This window comes from Paenibacillus harenae (assembly GCF_030812415.1).
Classification (GTDB): Bacteria; Bacillota; Bacilli; order Paenibacillales; family Paenibacillaceae; genus Pristimantibacillus; species Pristimantibacillus harenae_A.
Genome location: NZ_JAUSST010000009.1, coordinates 199775 through 217663, shown reverse-complemented (window position 1 = coordinate 217663; position 17889 = coordinate 199775). Strand labels below are relative to the sequence as shown.

The 17889-nt window shown below is 51.8% G+C and carries 23 protein-coding genes; 10 read left to right on the top strand and 13 right to left on the bottom strand.

What is annotated here, in order from left to right; genetic code table 11:
* Window positions 1-10: 10 nt before the first annotated feature.
* The 13 genes from J2T14_RS28335 to J2T14_RS28275 all read right to left on the bottom strand — a co-directional run bounded on the left by J2T14_RS28335 (window position 11) and on the right by J2T14_RS28275 (window position 9962).
* Window positions 11-436 carry a hypothetical protein gene (locus tag J2T14_RS28335; protein WP_307207451.1) on the bottom strand — a complete coding sequence of 142 codons (426 nt, stop codon included), beginning with the start codon at window positions 434-436 and terminating at the stop codon, window positions 11-13.
* Window positions 433-579, bottom strand: coding sequence for a hypothetical protein (locus J2T14_RS28330; RefSeq protein WP_307476394.1), 147 nt, complete (start codon window positions 577-579; stop codon window positions 433-435). The genes J2T14_RS28335 and J2T14_RS28330 overlap by 4 nt, the downstream gene beginning before the upstream one ends.
* A 49-nt stretch (window positions 580-628) precedes the next feature.
* On the bottom strand, window positions 629-778 hold the full coding sequence (locus J2T14_RS28325; RefSeq protein ID WP_307207455.1) for a hypothetical protein: 150 nt from the start codon (window positions 776-778) through the stop codon (window positions 629-631).
* 31 nt (window positions 779-809) lie between these two features.
* Entirely contained in the window at window positions 810-1703 is an 894-nt protein-coding gene (locus tag J2T14_RS28320; RefSeq protein ID WP_307476392.1) for a hypothetical protein, read from the bottom strand.
* Between the two features lie 16 nt (window positions 1704-1719).
* A complete protein-coding gene (locus J2T14_RS28315; RefSeq protein WP_307476390.1) occupies window positions 1720-2655 on the bottom strand; it encodes a hypothetical protein in 936 nt (311 codons plus the stop codon).
* Window positions 2648-4021, bottom strand: coding sequence for an ATPase, T2SS/T4P/T4SS family (locus tag J2T14_RS28310; protein ID WP_307476388.1), 1374 nt, complete (start codon window positions 4019-4021; stop codon window positions 2648-2650). Before J2T14_RS28310 ends, J2T14_RS28315 begins: the two co-directional genes overlap by 8 nt.
* Complete coding sequence (locus tag J2T14_RS28305) at window positions 4018-4866, bottom strand: hypothetical protein (RefSeq protein WP_307476386.1); 849 nt, start codon at window positions 4864-4866, stop codon at window positions 4018-4020. Before J2T14_RS28305 ends, J2T14_RS28310 begins: the two co-directional genes overlap by 4 nt.
* Window positions 4863-5585: an SAF domain-containing protein gene (locus J2T14_RS28300; protein WP_307476383.1), complete on the bottom strand. Its 723-nt coding sequence runs from the start codon at window positions 5583-5585 to the stop codon at window positions 4863-4865. The genes J2T14_RS28305 and J2T14_RS28300 overlap by 4 nt, the downstream gene beginning before the upstream one ends.
* A 248-nt stretch (window positions 5586-5833) precedes the next feature.
* Window positions 5834-6184, bottom strand: coding sequence for a type II toxin-antitoxin system PemK/MazF family toxin (locus J2T14_RS28295; protein ID WP_015842701.1), 351 nt, complete (start codon window positions 6182-6184; stop codon window positions 5834-5836).
* A gap of 3 nt (window positions 6185-6187) precedes the next feature.
* Entirely contained in the window at window positions 6188-6469 is a 282-nt protein-coding gene (locus J2T14_RS28290; RefSeq protein ID WP_028609437.1) for a CopG family ribbon-helix-helix protein, read from the bottom strand.
* 219 nt (window positions 6470-6688) lie between these two features.
* Window positions 6689-7876 (bottom strand): alanine racemase, encoded by a 1188-nt coding sequence (gene alr / locus J2T14_RS28285; protein ID WP_307476381.1) that lies wholly within the window; start codon window positions 7874-7876, stop codon window positions 6689-6691.
* Window positions 7877-8025: 149 nt separating this feature from the next.
* Window positions 8026-9270, bottom strand: a complete 1245-nt coding sequence (locus tag J2T14_RS28280) for a LolA family protein (RefSeq protein WP_307476379.1) — start codon at window positions 9268-9270, stop codon at window positions 8026-8028.
* 107 nt (window positions 9271-9377) lie between these two features.
* Window positions 9378-9962, bottom strand: a complete 585-nt coding sequence (locus tag J2T14_RS28275; protein ID WP_307476376.1) for a TetR/AcrR family transcriptional regulator — start codon at window positions 9960-9962, stop codon at window positions 9378-9380.
* Window positions 9963-10127: 165 nt separating this feature from the next.
* Here J2T14_RS28275 and J2T14_RS28270 point away from each other — a divergent pair, with 165 nt between their 5' ends.
* The 10 genes from J2T14_RS28270 (at window position 10128) to J2T14_RS28225 (ending at window position 17862) form a co-directional block, all read left to right on the top strand.
* Window positions 10128-10562: a DUF6526 family protein gene (locus J2T14_RS28270; protein ID WP_307207478.1), complete on the top strand. Its 435-nt coding sequence runs from the start codon at window positions 10128-10130 to the stop codon at window positions 10560-10562.
* Between the two features lie 39 nt (window positions 10563-10601).
* Window positions 10602-11087: a DUF6022 family protein gene (locus tag J2T14_RS28265; protein WP_307476374.1), complete on the top strand. Its 486-nt coding sequence runs from the start codon at window positions 10602-10604 to the stop codon at window positions 11085-11087.
* A complete protein-coding gene (locus tag J2T14_RS28260; RefSeq protein ID WP_307476372.1) occupies window positions 11080-11448 on the top strand; it encodes a DUF6220 domain-containing protein in 369 nt (122 codons plus the stop codon). Before J2T14_RS28265 ends, J2T14_RS28260 begins: the two co-directional genes overlap by 8 nt.
* 257 nt (window positions 11449-11705) lie before the next feature.
* Complete coding sequence (locus tag J2T14_RS28255; RefSeq protein ID WP_307476370.1) at window positions 11706-13244, top strand: AraC family transcriptional regulator; 1539 nt, start codon at window positions 11706-11708, stop codon at window positions 13242-13244.
* Between the two features lie 120 nt (window positions 13245-13364).
* Entirely contained in the window at window positions 13365-14315 is a 951-nt protein-coding gene (locus tag J2T14_RS28250) for an ABC transporter permease (RefSeq protein ID WP_307476368.1), read from the top strand.
* Window positions 14308-15255, top strand: a complete 948-nt coding sequence (locus J2T14_RS28245) for an iron chelate uptake ABC transporter family permease subunit (protein ID WP_307476366.1) — start codon at window positions 14308-14310, stop codon at window positions 15253-15255. Before J2T14_RS28250 ends, J2T14_RS28245 begins: the two co-directional genes overlap by 8 nt.
* A complete protein-coding gene (locus J2T14_RS28240; protein ID WP_307476364.1) occupies window positions 15252-16010 on the top strand; it encodes an iron ABC transporter ATP-binding protein in 759 nt (252 codons plus the stop codon). The genes J2T14_RS28245 and J2T14_RS28240 overlap by 4 nt, the downstream gene beginning before the upstream one ends.
* A 69-nt stretch (window positions 16011-16079) precedes the next feature.
* The gene (locus tag J2T14_RS28235; RefSeq protein ID WP_307476362.1) at window positions 16080-17084 is read left to right on the top strand and encodes a siderophore ABC transporter substrate-binding protein; all 1005 of its coding nucleotides are present in this window, start codon (window positions 16080-16082) and stop codon (window positions 17082-17084) included.
* 3 nt (window positions 17085-17087) lie between these two features.
* Window positions 17088-17435 carry an antibiotic biosynthesis monooxygenase gene (locus J2T14_RS28230; protein WP_307476360.1) on the top strand — a complete coding sequence of 116 codons (348 nt, stop codon included), beginning with the start codon at window positions 17088-17090 and terminating at the stop codon, window positions 17433-17435.
* A gap of 214 nt (window positions 17436-17649) precedes the next feature.
* Window positions 17650-17862: a PspC domain-containing protein gene (locus J2T14_RS28225; protein ID WP_307207486.1), complete on the top strand. Its 213-nt coding sequence runs from the start codon at window positions 17650-17652 to the stop codon at window positions 17860-17862.
* Window positions 17863-17889 lie beyond the last annotated feature (27 nt).

Genomic DNA, 17889 nt, shown 5'->3' with positions numbered 1-17889 from the left:
AACCGACGGGCTATGGCACGAACTCGCTCATCTTCATGCCAAAAGCCATCATTCTCTCGTCCGCCGGTGGAGGCGATAAGCCGATCAGCCTGTCAATTTGAAATAAATTTTCATAAGGATAGCTTGCTGTCAGGAACAGCCCCGTGCCTCTCGGCAAGGGGGCGCTGGGATTACTAGCATTAGCCCCGCTCTCCGACTTCACCTCGAACAAAATCGACTCGCGCTTCAAGCCGAATGCCTCCATCCGGACTTTCGCCTGCTCGAGCATTGCTTCGCTAATATAACCGTATGTTCCGCTTGCCCCGACCTCAAGCAAGTAATCGACTTCCTGCTGCAGCACCGCCTGTCTAACAATAAGCACATGCTTATAGATAGGCGAAAACATCATCCAACAAACCATCCCCGCGAATAGTACGAACAATAAGATTTGCTTCATGGACTCATCCGCCTAATATGATCGCTTATCGCTTCTCCCACCCCGTTCACTTGACTATTCATGCCTTCATCCCCTTCTGCGATTGCCGTGTACAAGAGCACCGCCGTGATGAGCAGAAGAGTCGTTATTAGGATCGCTCTCATCTTTCGTCACCTCCGACATCTTCCAGCTCCCGCGCGATTAAGAGGATCATTATGGTACAAGAGCGCCGATCTTCGTATTCGCGGCGTTGCCTTGAGACTCGATCTGGCTGCTGGTACCTGTCGTATCCTTGGCGATAATCGTGTTGAACAATACGATAACGACGACAAGCAGCATGACTGTCATTAAAATATTACGCATGAGCACTGCACCTCCTTTCCATGAATCCGAGTTAACTGAGCGATTGGAACAGCTTCTGACCTTCCCGTACCCACGGATAGATGAACACCTGGAACGTATACAATATCGGAATGCCCGCTACGATAAACAGAACATACGACGTCGATTCCTTCTTACTCTCCTTGGCAAGCTCCAGTTTCTCCTTATAATCCTCAATCCTTGCTCTCAAGATATCGTAATACTGGATGCTTTCATGCTGGCGCAGCGCGTCGATCGTTTCGACGAAGCTTAGCCCCTCGTCCGTTCCCAGCTTTCTCTTGAAACGCTGCAGCGCTTCGCCCGCATCGTGATACCATTCGGCGAGCAGCCGCTCCAGCTCAGGGCGCAGCGCTCTCGTGAAAGGGACGCAGCGCAGCAGCTTGGCATGAATATGTAACGTTGAGTCTGACAAATATAGCAATTGATTACTTACCGCATAAATTTCCTTAGTCATTCGCAACACCCGGACTTTGCGCATCGAAGCGAGCCATGTTTTGTCCACCATAAGCAGCAATGCTGCTATCAGCAGCCCGCCGACGGTATAGCTAGTGGATGCGGTCAACATATGCAAACTGCCGGCAATCAGTAGCATAATGGTTGCGGCAACCACAGACGCGGAAATCCCTATTTTTCGAGCTAATGCATACCACGCTGCATCAAGCGTATAACCGCAGCCGCCAAGCAGCAGCTCACGCTCGGCAAATGCCGCGCTCTTCCTCGACACCCGGAACAGCCTCAGCAAGCTTTCCGGCGTTTCCTTCGTTCGCCAGCTTAGCAGCGACAGATGCTTCCAACGTATGTGACGTCTCGGCAGCAGTTGCAGCAACGCCCTAAGAGCTATTGCCCCAAATACGAATTGCCCGATCGTCGCTGCAAACGAAATGAACGATGCCGTCCACTGATGCATAGCTGAATCTCCTCCTTTACATCTTCTTGCGCGACAGCCATAACCCCATCAGGAAGGATGCAAAAATAAGTACCATTGCGTTGAGCAGCATATCTCTTCCGCCGGGATCGACCATGTAATAATAGTAGGAATTATCCTTGTTGTACCGAATATTGATGCCTATGAAGAGCGCCAGGAAAAGAAGCGGCGAGAAATTCGCGATTCGGATCTCCAGCAGGCGATTCCTCTCCTGCTCGTTCGCCCGTCTTGCCTTGCGCATATCGGTTATGAGCTCCTCCAAGCTGTCCGTTATCGTGACACCCTCCGTTATCGCAACGCGCAGGATGTTAACGAAATAATCGGCCCATATATGGCCAAGCGATGCCGATAATAGCCTCAAGCTCGCTTCATCGTCGCCCCGCACCGACAGGTTGCGATACAATTGCTCGAATACAGCCTGCATCGGGCCAAGAAGCCTCCTCTCTTCAATAGCCCGCTGCAATGCGATTCTTACTTGCCGCTCGCCGGTTACCAGATAACATTGATAAAACAACTCCACCGCAGGCAGAAAATCGATTTGCGTCTTCATCCGTAGATTGGCCAGCAGCGCTCGCAGCACCGTATATGGCATTAATCCAAGCAGCAGGCCGAATAGGAGCGTCCCCTTCGCGCTTTGGAAAAACAGTCCTCCTACCGCTAACCCGACTATCAGCGCCAATACCGAGCTGAGGGCGAGCGTAACCGGCTTAATGCCTAACTGCAGCGCCTCCAGCAGTTCAGAGAGATGACGGTACAGACGCTCATTGCCCTTGAACGCTTCGGACATACGATAGCGAATGCCCGTACGGTCCTTATAACTCAACCGATTCTTCAAATGACGGTCGTTCATCCATAATTGGAGCAAACTGTATAACGCTGAAAACAGTACGATGCCAAGCAGCAAAAACGCCGCTATAGAGGACAACCTATCCATCGGCCGCACCCGATCTCGCAAGCCGGGCTGCAGCTCTTAAAGACGGCGGGCTAGGGAAGCGCCAATCATCGGCCTCTTCATCGAACAGCACCCAATTCCGCACGATCGTTCTGCCGTCCTCCCAGCATAATTCCCCGATTCGGTTCACGATCCGTCTCCCTCTCCACAGCCTCATCTCGATCCCAATCTCCGTTACATACTCCGTAATCCGCTTCGTGAGCCGCTCTGGATTCATCCCGCGTCCGTCCAGCATGCACATATCGGTGATCGCCTCGGGAACATCCTCAAGGCTGCCTGCGTGAACCGTCGTCATACTGCCGGAATGTCCCCTTGTACAAGCGCGCACGTAAATATTAGCGTCCAAATCACGAATTTCCGCATGGATGATACGTCTAGGCGACTGCCTAAGCGCCAGCTTGAACGCTTGATCCGACCGATGCTGCGGATCGTCCTCCTCCGTCTCGTACTCGACGATGTTTTTGTCCGGGAAGTCCCGTCCGAGCATCATTTCATGCCTGCCCTCGATCGTGATGATCCTTTCATCTCCAGGAAGCTCGGCGATAAGTGCCTTCATCAGATTCGTTTTCCCCGAGTTGGTCGCTCCGATTATAACCACATTGAAGCTTGCCGACAGTACGGCGAGCAGCATGTTCCGTATTCTAGCGTTAATCGTGCGCATCGAGGGGGCGCATAACATATCCAGACTAAAGCTTCTTACCGTGTAGAAGCGAATCGTCAGCGTCGGCGACGACGTGAAGCCGAAGCCGGTCATCGTCACCCTCGACCCGTCGCGGAGCATGACCTCCGCCCATCGCTTGCGCGGATTGATCCGGTCGTTGTTATAGAGCACCAAATTCTGTTGAATGCGCTCAACGTCCCTCACGCTCTCAAAGGAATAAGTCGATGCCATCGTCTGACCGCCTCTAACCTCGAAAATCCGCTTTCCCACCACTTGTATCTCTTCCAGCCCATCCTTATCGGCCAACACCAGCTCAAGCACGTTAAGTCCGATCACTTCCGCGAACAACGCTTCCGCAAGCGTCTGGTAAGGCTGCTGCACACCCTCCAGCATATGAATGCGAAGCCGGATGAGCCGGTCCGTTATAACGGCGAGCACCTGCTCCCTTTCCTGAACGAAGCCAAGCACGGCCCGATTAAGCGTCTCCGTATATTGCTTGCGCTCGAATTCGGTCAAGCCTTGCGGCGCGCTCAAGTACGACCTTATGTCTTCTGCCAGCCGCTGAAATTCAGTCGGCTCGTTGTCCGCATGCCGATCGAGCCCCTCCGGCTTATCCGACGCCATTCGAGCGGGCCTGACCTGCGCGGCGAATTCCGTTGGCGAGAACTTCCCTTGCCCGGCCGTCATGAGCTGCTACCTCTGCGATGCGTCATCAGTTTGCGATGCCAAGGCTGCTTTCGCAGGGCTTTCTGAATTGGGCGTATGCCCTGATTCTTTATCAATTGCTTGGCTGGCTCATTCATCGCTTGCTTGCCTTGTGCGTCTCCTCTTAGCCACTCCTCATAGCGCCCGCTGTCCAGTTGCCCGAACATCGATTCGCTAAGCTTGAATTGGCCGAGCGACGATGTGCCTAACTCCTTGCATATATCTTTCATTCGATAGCCTCCAGTTCCATGCGAATTTTGGATAATAACCGTTTCGTATTGATCGGGCGTGACGCCGAACAACGGCGATACTTGCGTGATCCACCGCTTGCCATCCTCCTGAAAATGCGACAGCGCGGACGTCGTTACTAGTATCCGTACGTCAGCCGAGCGCAGGGCGCAAACCGTAGCCGCATTGTCCCAATAAGCGCTAACGTCCAGAATAACGAACGCGAACGTCTGCCTCGCAACGTCCAACAGATGATCGACTTCCTCCGGAGTAAAAAACTCCGCTTGATCCCGTACCATATTGCCGAACAAGATATGCAGATTAGGCAGTTTCGTGATCGGACTGGCCGCTCTGCGCAGCTTGTCCGGCGTTAGCGATTGCGCGATGAGCTCCGGTCGGAGCTTGTCGAGCGATACCGAGGGCTCATCCTCTCCGAGAAAACGATGAATCTTGGCGCTCTTAAGGTTCAAGCAGAAGTATGCAATCGGATCAATGCTTGCTTCCGCCATTCGATAAGCGGTCGCGAAGGCCGCTGAGGTCGTTCCGATATTCGGCGTTGTCCCGACGAAAGCGGCAAGCGATGCCTCGGACCGGCTCACGACCTTGTCTCCTCGCCGCTCACCTCTATATTAAGCGAATCCGGACTATAGGCAACGACTACTTTAAGCTTCCCGTCCTTGCACAGTCCGTCTAGTTCAAGCCACTGCGCTTCCGTCATATTCAGATTCAAATATTCGATCATGCCGTTTGCTTCCCGCCTTGAAGCGTACATCTTCTCCTTATCGCCGTCCGCCATCGACATGAGATTCGGGTTGTCCATATTGTCGATCTCGACGTTTCCTGACGACTTCACGGATGCAACGATAATGCTTTCTTCGAACAGCCTCCTGGGTGCTCCTTCTCCCGATGCGTAGAGCAGCACCTTATCTCCTGCGCGTATGCCGTTCGAGATCGAGCGGATATACTCCTTTGGAATTTGGAAGGTCGATTCGGATGGCTTCGGCTGCAAGTAATAGCTCCCAACCTTCCAATCCAGAATCGGCTCTCCCGCCCCAAGCGGTATGACCGTTTCCTTGCCCTGCGCCGCTGCCGCATCAACCAGCATGTTCGGCGCCCATGCCGATTCCGGTATATGCTTATAGGCCAACATATCCGTCGTCAGCCTCTCGCCTGTGCCTATGAAGCGGCTCGGAACAACGACAGCTACCGTTCCTTCCCTCTGCATCTGGATTCGCTGCAGCTGATACAGCCCCGCTACAAGCGAAGCCGATAAGAGGGCGGCAATCAAACTAATCCATAAATTCCTTCTCCTGTTCATCGCTTCTCCTCTCCGAGCGCATAAAAAAAGAACGCAGCGGTAGCCATTCGGCTATACCACATGCGTTCTTCGCAATACTTGCTCTCATATATGAATTCAACAACCAACTAAGCTCATAATAGCAAATGACTGAATATTTTGTCTATCATTATTTTCCCATTTGTTTCTATAGCCGCCCATGGCAACGCAAAAACAAGCCATATACCATGAGAAATGTCGCCATCCCATGCCATATGGCTTGCTATCGTTTAAAAATCGATTAAGCCTACGCTAATCAACAGGGCATCGTCAACCTTACGCATCGTCTCATCGTCCAAATGCGTAATTTTGTCAGTCAGACGCTGCTTATCGATCGTTCGAATCTGCTCAAGCAGGACAACGGAATCACGATCAAAGCCATGCGCGGCCGCCTCCATCTCTACATGAGTAGGCAGCTTAGCCTTCTGGATTTGAGCTGTAATAGCCGCTACGATTACGGTCGGACTGAAACGGTTGCCGATGTCATTCTGAATAACGAGCACCGGACGCACACCGCCTTGCTCCGATCCGACTACGGGCGATAAATCCGCAAAAAACACATCTCCGCGTTTTACGATCAAGCTCTACACCCCGCTTACGAGACGGCCAAGCGTATGATCGGCTTCTTCCTCCGCTTGAAAAGCTTCCGAGGCCATGTTCAGGTTAATTTTCGCCATCTCCATGTATCCGCGCTGCATCGACTCACGGATTTGACGTTTTTTGCGCTCCACGAGATACAGCTTCATGGCCTGCCGAATAAATTCGCTGCGGTTAGAATTTTCTTTGGCGACAATTCCGTCAACCTCCTCCAGCAAATGATCGGGCAGGCTAATCATGATTCTTTTCGTATTTTGCACATTGGCCACCGAACTCGCACCCCCAAAACTTTTCCAAAACCCTAATACTCATTATTGCATTATATTGCCGACACTATACTCAAACATATCTATGTCAGCCGTATATCAAATATGCTGCATGCCTTCATGCCTCATCCCGGTAGATCAACTGTCATACTACATTCGCGTTAAAGTGCGAAACTCCTCTTACGCAGTGACAAATATCCAAATATAATTTTTGGAAAAAGTTTATGCGAGTGCGTTCGTAATGGCCGCGACCTGTCCGTTCTTAACGTAAATCCGTGGAACTCGTGCCGCAATCATGCAGATCAGCTCGTAATTGATTGTGCCTAACTGATCCGCTACCTCTTCGACCGTAATAACGGACCCGTCCTGACGGCCGATGAGCACGACCTCTTCTCCGGCTTGAACGGGCTCCGGATCCGCTTCCGTCTGTACGCCATCAAGCGCAATCATGCACTGGTCCATACAAATCGTGCCGCGAATCGGACGTCTCACCCCGCGTACAAGGCCATGAGCCTTGCCCGACAGCATACGACTGAAACCGTCGGCATAACCGATCGGCAACGTGCCGATCAGCTCCTCGCCTGCCGTAAAATATCGCGTACCGTAGCTGATGCCCCAGCCCTCCGGCGCAGTCTTCACCATCGCCACTCCGGTCTTAAGCGACATGACCGGTTCAAGCGCAATTCTCTGGTTATTCACCTCGGCAGAAGGATACAAGCCGTACATGCTAATGCCAAGACGAAGCATTCCGCCAGCCCATTCAGGCGTGTCGATGCCCGCAGCGCTATTCGCTGCGTGAATAATCGGGATCGGCAGCGCTTCGCGACGGACGAAATCAACAACTTCGCTGAAACGTTCATGCTGCAGCCTCGTGTAGCTCTTGTCGGCCTCGTCAGCCCGGGCAAAGTGAGTGAACATCCCTTCGACCTCCAGCTGCCCCACATTAAGCGCCTTCCTAATGAAGGCTTGAGCGCCCTGAAGCCCTACAATGCCCAGTCTCCCCATGCCTGAGTCGATCTTAATATGGACCTTCAGCTTGCGTCCTTCAAGATCGTCGTTAAGCTTGGATGCCGCTTCGACAATATCTTCCCGGAACAAGCTGATTGTCACATCATTGTCTCTCGCCGCTTGCAGCGCATCCGATGGAACGAAGCCGAGCACCAGAATTGGCGTACGAATGCCGGCATTGCGCAACTGGAGCGCTTCGTCCAGGAAGGCGACACCCAAGTAGTCAACCCCGGCCCGCTCAGCTTCCCTTGCGATTTCGACGGCCCCATGACCATACGCATTGGCTTTCACCGACGCCATTAGCCGGCAATCCGCCGGCATCGCTTGCTTGAAAGCTTGCAAATTATGATTCAGCGCATCTAAATTGATTTCTACCCTTGTCGGGCGATAAAACGATTCCAAGTCGTTCACCTTCTCCTCATCTGACAGCCACAACAGTCCGAGCAGCAAACATCAATAGAAATAATGTTAAACGTTGCTGCTAAGACTGTCAATGAAATGGCGTCCGGATTCGACTAGTACGTCTTGGAAATTGCAGAATACCGCTTCTATTACTTATCGATCTCGCCTTGCACCGATTGCGCGATCTTAATCATCTCGGTTTGCGGCAGATTCGCGCTTGTGAGACGGAATTGGCTGCCTTCATACGTCCACGTAAGCGTCTTCTGATCATCGACCGTAGAGTTTGTCAGTTCGCCGATCGTGAATCCAAGATCAACCATATCGCCTTCTACAAGCGAAGTTGCCATATCCTTCGGCTGCGTCTGGATCAGCGTATACGTGTATTCACCCGAATATCGGTTCATGACGCCAGGATTGCCGCCGAATACGATATCGATCATATCTTGCCAGTTAGAGCCTTCAGGCGTATAGGATGGACCCATCGCAACGAACGGCGCATCTGACTCTCCTTCCACGCCAGCCGAAGTTTCCTCATCTTCAACGCTTGGCGCATCCGGATCGCCGTTCGTGCCCGAACCTTTATTGTCGCTGCCAACCGCACTATTGTCCGGCGATTGATCGCCTTCCGTAGCTTGATCGCCTTCAGCCGCTGCGTCATCTTCTTGGACTGCGGCATCATCGCCGCTATTTTCAGCCGATGCGTTATCGTCGTCCTGCTCGGGAGTAGCGACAGTCGGCTCATCGCTGCTTTGGCTCGATGGAGCGGCGTTCATATTGGCTTCCGTCTCGAATACGCTCTTATCGAACTTCTGGCCGAACTCGAACGAATCGAATTTCACTTCGACCATGACGGCCGCATTCGTATCGCTGACTTCTACCTTCGACGGGCGGTAGTCCGATTTGTTCAGCCAAATTTTTTGGCGGGCAAGCGAGCCGTTATTGTAGTTCGCCATAACGTCGAACACGTAATCATTCTCTTCGACCGCGAATTCACGCTGGCCGTCTACCAGAATGCTCTGAACGAGTGTTTGATATAAGTAAACTTGGCCTTGATTTTGCGGCCAATCGCTTTGGAAGCGGAATACTTTATTGAGCTTTGGCGTTAGTACGAACACGCCGTCATCGTTGCGAAGCACAATTTGGGTAATATCCTTTTCCTCATTCGTCAGCTTGATTCGATAGTAGGTTGGCTTCTGATAAGACACCTCAACCTTGTACGTGAGCGGCTGTTGACTCGTGTTCAGCGTCATCGTCCCGCTTCCTTGATAGCTCTCCATACTGTTGACTACTTTGTCGAGATCCTTAATTACGGACTCGGCGTCCTTCGTACCGCAAGCGGCTGCTATTAACGAGAAACATAACAAGATTGCCGCGGTCCATGCAATGCGACGCATGAAATCATCCCCTCTGCACAATGTTTTATAACTGATACCATTCTTATGAGGGGACTTGACCAATTATGCGGACTAGTTTGACAAGCCTATAAGGTATTTAACTGAAATTAGCAATCCCGGAATATCGTATCCACGATACGCTTTGCATATTGGGAACGTTCTTCCTGCGTTTCCTCCCTGCCCGTAAAGCTCGATTGGAATGCATGCTGAAAACAGCTTCCCAGCAGCAGATCAGCAGCAGCTCTCGCATCCATTCCCTCCGGGATTCGGCCTAGCCTCTTTTCTTCCAGCAAATAGCCTTCTACCGTTTCATTCGCCCTATGCGGGCCTTCGTTGCGCGATTCGAATCCTTCGCGATGGCGGTCCAAAATACCCGGTTCGGAAAAAATAGAGCAAATCATGGACATCGAGTGATTATAATCATTTAGCGCCGCCAAAGCGACTTCTTCCATATTGCCGCGTACGGTTCCTTTTCCGGGCAGGCTTCTCAGTGATGTCATAGCGGCCATCAGCATTTTTAATTGGTTCCGTACGACATGGAGAAATAAATCCTCTTTGCTCTTAAAATGGTTGTATAGCGAGCCTTCCGAGCAACCGGCCGCCTTTGCGATTTCCTTCGTTGTTGTTTTGGCTAGTCCGTTTGTCAGTAATACTTGTTCCGCCGCTTCAGCTATTCTGATTTTCAAATCCATTCTTAATCCCTCATTCTATTGACATGTAGTAAATGGCTAAGTATGCTAATATTATGAGTGTGCACTCACTCAAAGTCAAGGCAGGGCTGTCTGCCTCTGATGCTGCTCTACATCGCCTAATGAGTGTGCACTCACTCAATTTCAAGAGAATGGAGGATTTTAGTCATGAAACCCCAGAATTACAGCAATTACATGAGAACAATACCTGCTTTTCATTATTTTCTAGTTCCTCTCGGGTTAGCAACATCAGCCGCTTCTATCGCATATTTGTTTGTTGCTGAAAGGAGCTGGGAAACTCTGTTTACTTCCCTGATTGCCGTATCCCTTTCACTCATGGCCGTCATGACAATGGTTTTTGCCCGCATGTTCGCTTGCAAAGCCCAGGACCGCGCCATTCGCGCGGAAGAAAACTTGCGCCACTTCGTCCTTACGGGCAAGCGGCTTGACCCGAGATTGAACATGAGTCAAATTATTGCCCTTCGATTCGCATCAGACGACGAGTTCTTGTCATTATGCGAGCGAGGCGCTGAGACAGACATGGCTTCGGACGACATCAAACGTTCCATCCAGTCATGGAAGGCCGATTACGATCGGGTTTGAAGCCTCATGCAAAATACAAAGATACACGGAGGGTAAAAAATGAGCATGCTGATTGAAACGTTTAAAAGTACAACGATGAAAATGCTGGCCACCTACTGCCAACAATACTTGAATGCCAACTGGGAGAACGTATGGAAGCAGCATTTGCCCGAAACCGAGCGTATTTTTGCAAGAAACGGGGATTCGGCTTACGGCTTCTTCTGCATTAAGCTTTTTCATCCTTTGGTGGCAGAGCTGGCCGGCGCCGGACTGACACCCCGCCCGGTCCTGCCGGGGAGCTTTGTCCAATCGGATGAGCGTTGGGGACCGCCGGATGATCGGGAAAGACGGTTTTGGAGCGTTATTTGCCAGACAGACGGCAGAGAGCTGGGAACGCTGGTTACGCGAATATTCCATGATCATACCCGTCTTCGTATACCGAGACCGCCGCAAATTTATTCGATTTCCGTAACCGACCATACCGATATTCCCGATGTGATCATCCAATCAGAACCAAATGAAAGGAAATATGGTTTTTATGCATGAAACACCGAATAACCGTATTGCGCGTACCATCTTTATCGTGCTTACGTGGCTGTTTGCCGGTTCCATATTGCTTCAGGTTTTTTTCGCAGGTCTTGCGCTATTCGTCGATTCGAGCAATTGGCTTGCTCATGTGAGCTTCGCCAGATTTTTTGGCTTGCTTCCCTTAATGATGATTGCGTTGGCGTTGATCGCCCGCTTGCCCAAAAAGACGCTTTGGAGATGTGCCGGGTTGTTCGGCATGATTATCGGGTTGTTTCTTACAGCCATATTTTCCTCGCAAATCGGAATATTATCAGCGTTGCATCCGTTAATCGCGCTTCTATTATTTTGGAACTGCATGGTCATTATTCGTTCGGCTTAATTCGGCCGTATATTAGTCTCGAAGATGAGTAAGAAGAGAGAGCCGAAACGTTTCGGCTCCTCCTTTCTTGCTTCCCGCTGCTGGATTGTTCGCGCTTCTTCTGCCAAAAGATTCGACGATCGGCAGCCGCTTGCTTGGGCGGTACATCCATATTCCCGTAACTTATCGTATAATTATTGAAGGTGTGCTCGCGTGAATTGCATATCAATGATGAACGAATGGTTATGGCCAAGAATCATAGGGGATGTGCTGTTGGCATGAACGACGAAAAACTTTATTTGCAATATATGCGTACCATTACGATAAAACTAGACATCGGCGAGAGTTGTCCGTTACCGCCGACGGAATATTATCGGTTCGGCGTAAGTCCCGACTGCGATATTGTCTGGTCGGAAGACGGCCTTTCTCAGGATATGCACGTATTCGCCGGAGACTTATTTTATATGAGACCCGATCGTCAGCCCTTGCTGCGCAGCTATACTTCCTCCAAGGCGAGAATTGTATTGATCGAGTTCGCGTGCCAAGATAGCCAGGGACGCCTTGCAGCGATCGATGATCGAAACGCGCCTCATTCATTCCGCTTTCCGCAGATGAAGAACTGGCTTCACGCCTTCACTGCAGACGAACAGAATGCCGGCTTGTCCGAGCATTGGCAGTTGCAAGCTCGGCTCTACGCCATTGCCGCAGAGTATGCGAAGGGGACGCCGGACAAGCACGTCGCAAGCGAAGCCGAATTGAACGCCTACATCGAGAAGACGAAGCGAACGATACACGGCAGCTACGATTCCGCGCTTGATATGGAGCATCTGGCGCGCAGCTCCGGCGTAGGCGCGAGCCAATTCTACAAAGCATTCCGGGAACGGACCGGCCTAAGCCCGCTGAAATACGTCATTTCCACGCGCCTTAACGCCTCGCTCCGTTTGCTGGCAGATCCTTCTGTCTCCGTTTCCGAGGCTGCTCATTCCGTCGGTTATCTCGACGAATATTATTTCAGCCGGCTGTTCAAGAAGCAGATGGGGCTCACGCCTACCGATTACGCAGCGAGAGCGCAGGTATCCATCGCCAATCTTAGCCCCATCTTCACCGGCGACCTACAGGTGCTCGGAATAACGCCTCGGGTCACGACGCCGCGGGATTGGCATATGAACCCTGGCATTAGAGAGAACTGCATAGAAGCGATACGGCAGGCCAAGCCGGATCGGATCATTTCCGGCCCCATTCCGGAGGAGCTCCATGACGAGCTAAATGTTATCGCCCCGTTAACCGCATATCAATGGCGCTCTTACTCTTGGAAGAAAAGACTGCTCGAATTCGGTCGGCTTCTTGGGATAAAGAGCGTAGCCGAACGGTGGCTGACAGAGTTCGGACGCAAGACCGATAACGCCCGTAAGCATGTCGCCGCCCAATACCCGGATACGCCGTTCGTGCTGATCGGCATTCGGAAGGACGCGATGTGGATCTACGGCAACGAACGGCGCAAATTCACCGACCTCCTGTACGAGGAGCTGAGATTCGGTTCTCCTCCGGCCGTCGATGGACTCGGCTTTCACGAAATCGCGAGCTTGCGGGAGGCGGCGGAGCTCGGCTGCGCCCATGCGCTGCTTCTGATCGAATATGCGGCGTCCGATACCGACATCGCCTCATTAGAGAACGAATGGAGACAGCTCCATGCCTTCGAATCGCAGGCGTTGTCCATCCGGCTCCAAGGACCCTTTCTGTACAACGCAGCCATGCATGAGCAGCTTGTCGACCAGATCGTAGCCCTGCTGCAAGCCACCCCAAACAACAACAAATAGAAAAATCCATTTAGAAATCGGAATGTCCATTCCGGTTTCTTTTTTATTCGTGTAACATAGGGAACTATCGGTGGTTTTGATTATCATTATCATTTAAGAAGAAGGAGCGAAGAAGCGCCAATGAAACTCGCCTACTTATGGATTGCCTTCCTGGCGCTGTCGATCGTCTCCTTATTTGTAGGCGTAACCGACTTGCGCCCCTGGGATCTCTTCTCGATGACCGAGCAGCAGATGCAAGTGATGCTTGTCAGCCGTATTCCCCGCTTAGTGAGCATATGGCTTGCGGGTATCGGCATGAGCGTAGCCGGCCTGCTCATGCAGCAGCTCGCGCGCAACAAATTCGTCTCTCCTTCGACTGCCGGCACGACCGATGCTGCCAGCCTTGGCGCGTTATTATCCATTCTGCTCGTGCCGAACGCCCCGCCGCTCATGAAAATTGCCATTGCATTCGTGTTCGCGCTGATCGGTACATATGCATTCATGCGAATATTGGATCGTATCCAATACCGCGAACCGATTCTAATCGCGCTTATCGGCCTTATGTTCGGCAGCGTCATCGGTGCGGTCACAACGTTCCTGGCGCTAAAGTACGATCTGCTGAACAGCATTAACAGCTGGCTGAACGGCGACTTTTCCGTCGTGCTGAAAGGACGCTACGAAACGTTATATTTGAGCGTGCCTGTCATCGCGATTGCTTATCTATTCGCCAATCGGTTCACGATTGCCGGCATGGGAGAACATTTCGCAACAAATCTCGGCCTGCATTACCGCAGAGTCGTGAGCATCGGACTCGTCATCGTGGCGCTCGTATCCTCGGTTGTGCTGCTTACGATCGGCTCGTTGCCTTTCCTTGGGCTGATAATCACGAACCTTGTCTCGCTCTACCGCGGCGACGACCTGAAGAGCAGCCTGCCGCATACCGCCTTGCTCGGCGCCGTATTCGTGCTCGGCTGCGATATTATCGGACGCATTGCTATCTTCCCGTACGAAATACCGATCGGATTAACGGTAGGCGTGCTCGGAAGCGCGATCTTCCTGTATTTGCTGCTAAGGAGACCATCATATGCGTGACCATTGGAAGCTGCTGCTGCTCGCCGCGCTCGCACTTGGCCTAACAGCCGTATTTCTAACGATCGACGCCTCAGGGGATTGGGATTACGTCCTGCCGCGCAGAGCGCGCAAGATCGGCGCTATCGCGTTGACGGGCGCAGCGATCGCTTATTCGACCGTCGTGTTCCAGACGTTGACGAACAACAAGATTCTGACGCCTAGCCTCATTGGACTCGACTCGCTCTACCTGCTGCTGCATACCGTCATTATATTCGTATTCGGCTCATCGGCCTTTACGGCGATCGGCAAGCATGAACAATTCGCGTTGTCTGTTATTCTCATGGTTGCTTTCTCCGGACTGCTGTTCCGGATGCTATTCCGAATACAAGGCAGGTACTTGTACTTCCTGCTGCTCGTCGGCATCGTTTGCGGAACGTTCTTCTCGAGCATATCGTCGTTTTTGCAAATGCTGCTCGATCCGAACGACTTCCTGCTCGTGCAGGACAAAATGTTCGCGAGCTTCAATAACGTGAACTCCGATATTTTGCTTATGGCAGCATTAATATCGATTGCGGCAGTATCGGTATTCTATCGCGAGTTCAAATATTTGGACGTGATTGCGCTGGGTAGGGAGCATGCCGTAAATCTTGGCGTACCGTATGACCGAACCGTTCGCAGGATGCTCATATGCGTTGCCGTGCTCGTAGCCACATCGACGGCGCTTGTCGGCCCTATTACATTCCTTGGATTGCTCGTCGCGAACGTCGCTTACCGGGTAGTCGGCACATACCGTCACAGCACTGTCTTACCGGCAGCGATCCTCATAAGCGTAGCGTCCCTAATTGGAGGACAGCTCGTCGTTGAGCGGATATTCACCTTCTCCACCTCGCTAAGCGTTATTCTTAACTTCATCGGTGGCGGGTACTTTCTTATTTTGATGCTGAAGGAGGACAAAACATGATTGACGTGCGCAACGTAACCAAACGATACGGCGCAGGACAAGGCATTCACGACATCCATGTGCGTATCGCCAAAGGGCGCATCACTTCGCTTATCGGACCTAACGGCGCGGGCAAGAGCACGCTGCTCTCCATCATGAGCCGGCTGCTTCCTATGGATGCCGGCGAGGTGAGCATCGACGGCCTTAATGTCGTGCAAACCGACAGCGAGCGGCTTGCGCGAACCGTATCGATCTTGAAGCAGACGAACGACATTAACGTTCGGCTGACCATTCAACAGCTCGTTGAATTCGGCCGCTTCCCCCATTCTCGGGGCAGATTGACAAGCGAGGACAAACAGCAGGTCGAAGAAGCGATCCAATACATGGAGCTTGAACCGCTTCGCAATCAATATCTCGACAAGCTAAGCGGCGGGCAGCGACAGCGTGCGTTCATCGCCATGGTACTCGCCCAGAATACGGAGTACATCCTCCTTGACGAGCCGCTTAACAATCTCGATATGAAGCATTCCGTTCAAATCATGAAGGTGCTTCGGCGGTTAACGGATGAACTCGGACGCACGGTCGTGCTCGTCCTGCATGACATCAACTTCGCCTCCTGTTATTCCGATGCGATCGTCGCCATGAAGGAAGGGCGTATCGTCCGTGAAGGGCCAACTAACGAAATGATCGATTCGGCGGTTCTGAAGGGCGTCTACGATATGGATATTCCGATTCATCTTATTGACGGCAACAAAATATGCGTTTATTTCTCTTGAGTTGTAACGGGAATCCGCGGTTCCTGGATGACTATATACCAAATGAAGCAAAGAGGAGTGTATTCAGAAATGAAGAAGTCATTCGTACTCATCATTCTAACTGTCATGCTTGCATCCGTCCTATCGGCGTGCGGCGCCAGCAATGCAAACAAAAGCGGCGGTGCAACGACCGCACAGGCGGAGGCTGCAACGAACGCGCCAACCGTTGCGCCAACGGAAGCGCCAAGCGCACCTGCCGAAATGACGATTAAGCATGAGCTAGGTACGGCAACGGTGAAGACCAATCCAGCTAAAGTCGTCGTCTTTGATTATGGTGTACTCGATACGCTTGATAAGCTTGGCATTGAAGTAGCAGCAGTACCGCAAGAAAGCCTTCCCGAATACCTCGCGAAATACAAGGACGGCAAATATGAAAATGCCGGAACCTTGTTCGAGCCCGACTTCGAGAAGCTGAACGCATTGAAGCCGGACGTTATCTTCATCGGAGGCAGAACGTCGGAAGCTTACGGAGAATTGAACAAGATCGCTCCGACGATCCTTATGTCGGTCGACTACGCCAATTATGAGCAATCGTTCGCTGCCAACCTAACGATAATTGGCCAAGCGTTCGGCGAAGACACGGAGGCAGCGAAAGAACTTGCAGCCATTCAGGCTGCAAGCGCCGACCTTAACGCGAAAGCGGCTAATGCCGGCAAAACGCTAATCCTTCTGACGACAGGCGGCAAAATGTCCGCATTCGGACCCGGTTCCCGCTTCGGCGTCATTCATGACGTGTTCGGCTTCGTACCGGCCGATGCAGCGATTGAATCCGATACGCACGGACAAAGCGTATCCAATGAATATGTACTGGAGAAAAACCCCGACATCCTGTTCGTTGTCGACCGAGATGCCGTTGCGGGCGGCGAAGGGGCACAACCCGCAAAACAAGTCATCGAGAACGATCTTATCAAACAAACGAACGCTTTCAAAAACAATAAAATCTTCTATCTCGATCCTGGCTATTGGTACTTGTCCGGCGGAGGCTTGATCTCTGGTACGGAAATGATTAATGAAGCAGCAAAGGCGGTTGAATAGTCGATGTTAAACCAAACGAGAACGATCTTGGTCGAGCCCGGCAATGCGGATAAAGTAGTCGAGCGTTTCAGCGGACCTAGCGCCTTGGACGGCCGCGAGGGTTTAATCGATATAAGCGTTATGGTCAATAAGAAGAAGAAAGAGCAAGAGGAGGTTATCGTTACGATCCGCTGGGAATCCGAAGAAGCCTGGAAGAACTGGGAGAAGAGCCCGGAGCATATCGCTGGGCATCGCCAGAAGCGCGGAGAGCAGCAGTCGGCGCCGGAATTCGTCATCAGCACGACCGTTAACTTTTATAACGTCAAGGCAGTCAAGGCAAACGGCCAAGTTCGCACCTTTCTGAGCGAATAGGCATGAGTGTCCATACGATCGGGTCCGGGCAGCAAGCTGCTCGGGCCTTTCTTTTATCTGACATCCACCGCCGGCAGCACCATCTCCCCGTCAGACGTCGTAGCCCTTCCCCGCCTTAAGCCCAGCTTCCAAAACCGACCGGGGACTGTTACGAAAGCTTCTGCCGATCTTTACAATAAAGGTATAGCTGAGAGGCAGAAAGGAATGGTTAACAATGAAAAAACTGTTTCGTTCGACAACGGACAGCAAGCTTTCGGGACTTTGCGGAGGAATGGGCGAATGGCTGGGCATTGACCCTACGATAATAAGATTATTAGTCGTTATCGCATCGTTCTTCAGCTTTGGCGCAGTGGCCGTCATCTACTTAATTGCCACGTTGGTTGTTCCGAAGGCGAACCAAGATTTCAGATTCGTAGATCACTACTAATATTATTAGACTATAAAAGGAGAGCTG

What these genes read in the sequence shown, in the direction of transcription:
- J2T14_RS28335 (WP_307207451.1), bottom strand. Translation starts at nt 436, where the DNA reads ATGAAGCAAATCTTATTGTTCGTACTATTCGCGGGGATGGTTTGTTGG.
- J2T14_RS28330 (WP_307476394.1), bottom strand. Translation starts at nt 579, where the DNA reads ATGAGAGCGATCCTAATAACGACTCTTCTGCTCATCACGGCGGTGCTC.
- J2T14_RS28325 (WP_307207455.1), bottom strand. Translation starts at nt 778, where the DNA reads ATGCGTAATATTTTAATGACAGTCATGCTGCTTGTCGTCGTTATCGTA.
- J2T14_RS28320 (WP_307476392.1), bottom strand. Translation starts at nt 1,703, where the DNA reads ATGCATCAGTGGACGGCATCGTTCATTTCGTTTGCAGCGACGATCGGG.
- J2T14_RS28315 (WP_307476390.1), bottom strand. Translation starts at nt 2,655, where the DNA reads ATGGATAGGTTGTCCTCTATAGCGGCGTTTTTGCTGCTTGGCATCGTA.
- J2T14_RS28310 (WP_307476388.1), bottom strand. Translation starts at nt 4,021, where the DNA reads ATGACGGCCGGGCAAGGGAAGTTCTCGCCAACGGAATTCGCCGCGCAG.
- J2T14_RS28300 (WP_307476383.1), bottom strand. Translation starts at nt 5,585, where the DNA reads ATGAACAGGAGAAGGAATTTATGGATTAGTTTGATTGCCGCCCTCTTA.
- J2T14_RS28280 (WP_307476379.1), bottom strand. Translation starts at nt 9,270, where the DNA reads ATGCGTCGCATTGCATGGACCGCGGCAATCTTGTTATGTTTCTCGTTA.
- J2T14_RS28275 (WP_307476376.1), bottom strand. Translation starts at nt 9,962, where the DNA reads ATGGATTTGAAAATCAGAATAGCTGAAGCGGCGGAACAAGTATTACTG.
- J2T14_RS28270 (WP_307207478.1), top strand. Translation starts at nt 10,128, where the DNA reads ATGAAACCCCAGAATTACAGCAATTACATGAGAACAATACCTGCTTTT.
- J2T14_RS28265 (WP_307476374.1), top strand. Translation starts at nt 10,602, where the DNA reads ATGAGCATGCTGATTGAAACGTTTAAAAGTACAACGATGAAAATGCTG.
- J2T14_RS28260 (WP_307476372.1), top strand. Translation starts at nt 11,080, where the DNA reads ATGCATGAAACACCGAATAACCGTATTGCGCGTACCATCTTTATCGTG.
- J2T14_RS28255 (WP_307476370.1), top strand. Translation starts at nt 11,706, where the DNA reads ATGAACGACGAAAAACTTTATTTGCAATATATGCGTACCATTACGATA.
- J2T14_RS28250 (WP_307476368.1), top strand. Translation starts at nt 13,365, where the DNA reads ATGAAACTCGCCTACTTATGGATTGCCTTCCTGGCGCTGTCGATCGTC.
- J2T14_RS28245 (WP_307476366.1), top strand. Translation starts at nt 14,308, where the DNA reads ATGCGTGACCATTGGAAGCTGCTGCTGCTCGCCGCGCTCGCACTTGGC.
- J2T14_RS28240 (WP_307476364.1), top strand. Translation starts at nt 15,252, where the DNA reads ATGATTGACGTGCGCAACGTAACCAAACGATACGGCGCAGGACAAGGC.
- J2T14_RS28235 (WP_307476362.1), top strand. Translation starts at nt 16,080, where the DNA reads ATGAAGAAGTCATTCGTACTCATCATTCTAACTGTCATGCTTGCATCC.
- J2T14_RS28230 (WP_307476360.1), top strand. Translation starts at nt 17,088, where the DNA reads ATGTTAAACCAAACGAGAACGATCTTGGTCGAGCCCGGCAATGCGGAT.
- J2T14_RS28225 (WP_307207486.1), top strand. Translation starts at nt 17,650, where the DNA reads ATGAAAAAACTGTTTCGTTCGACAACGGACAGCAAGCTTTCGGGACTT.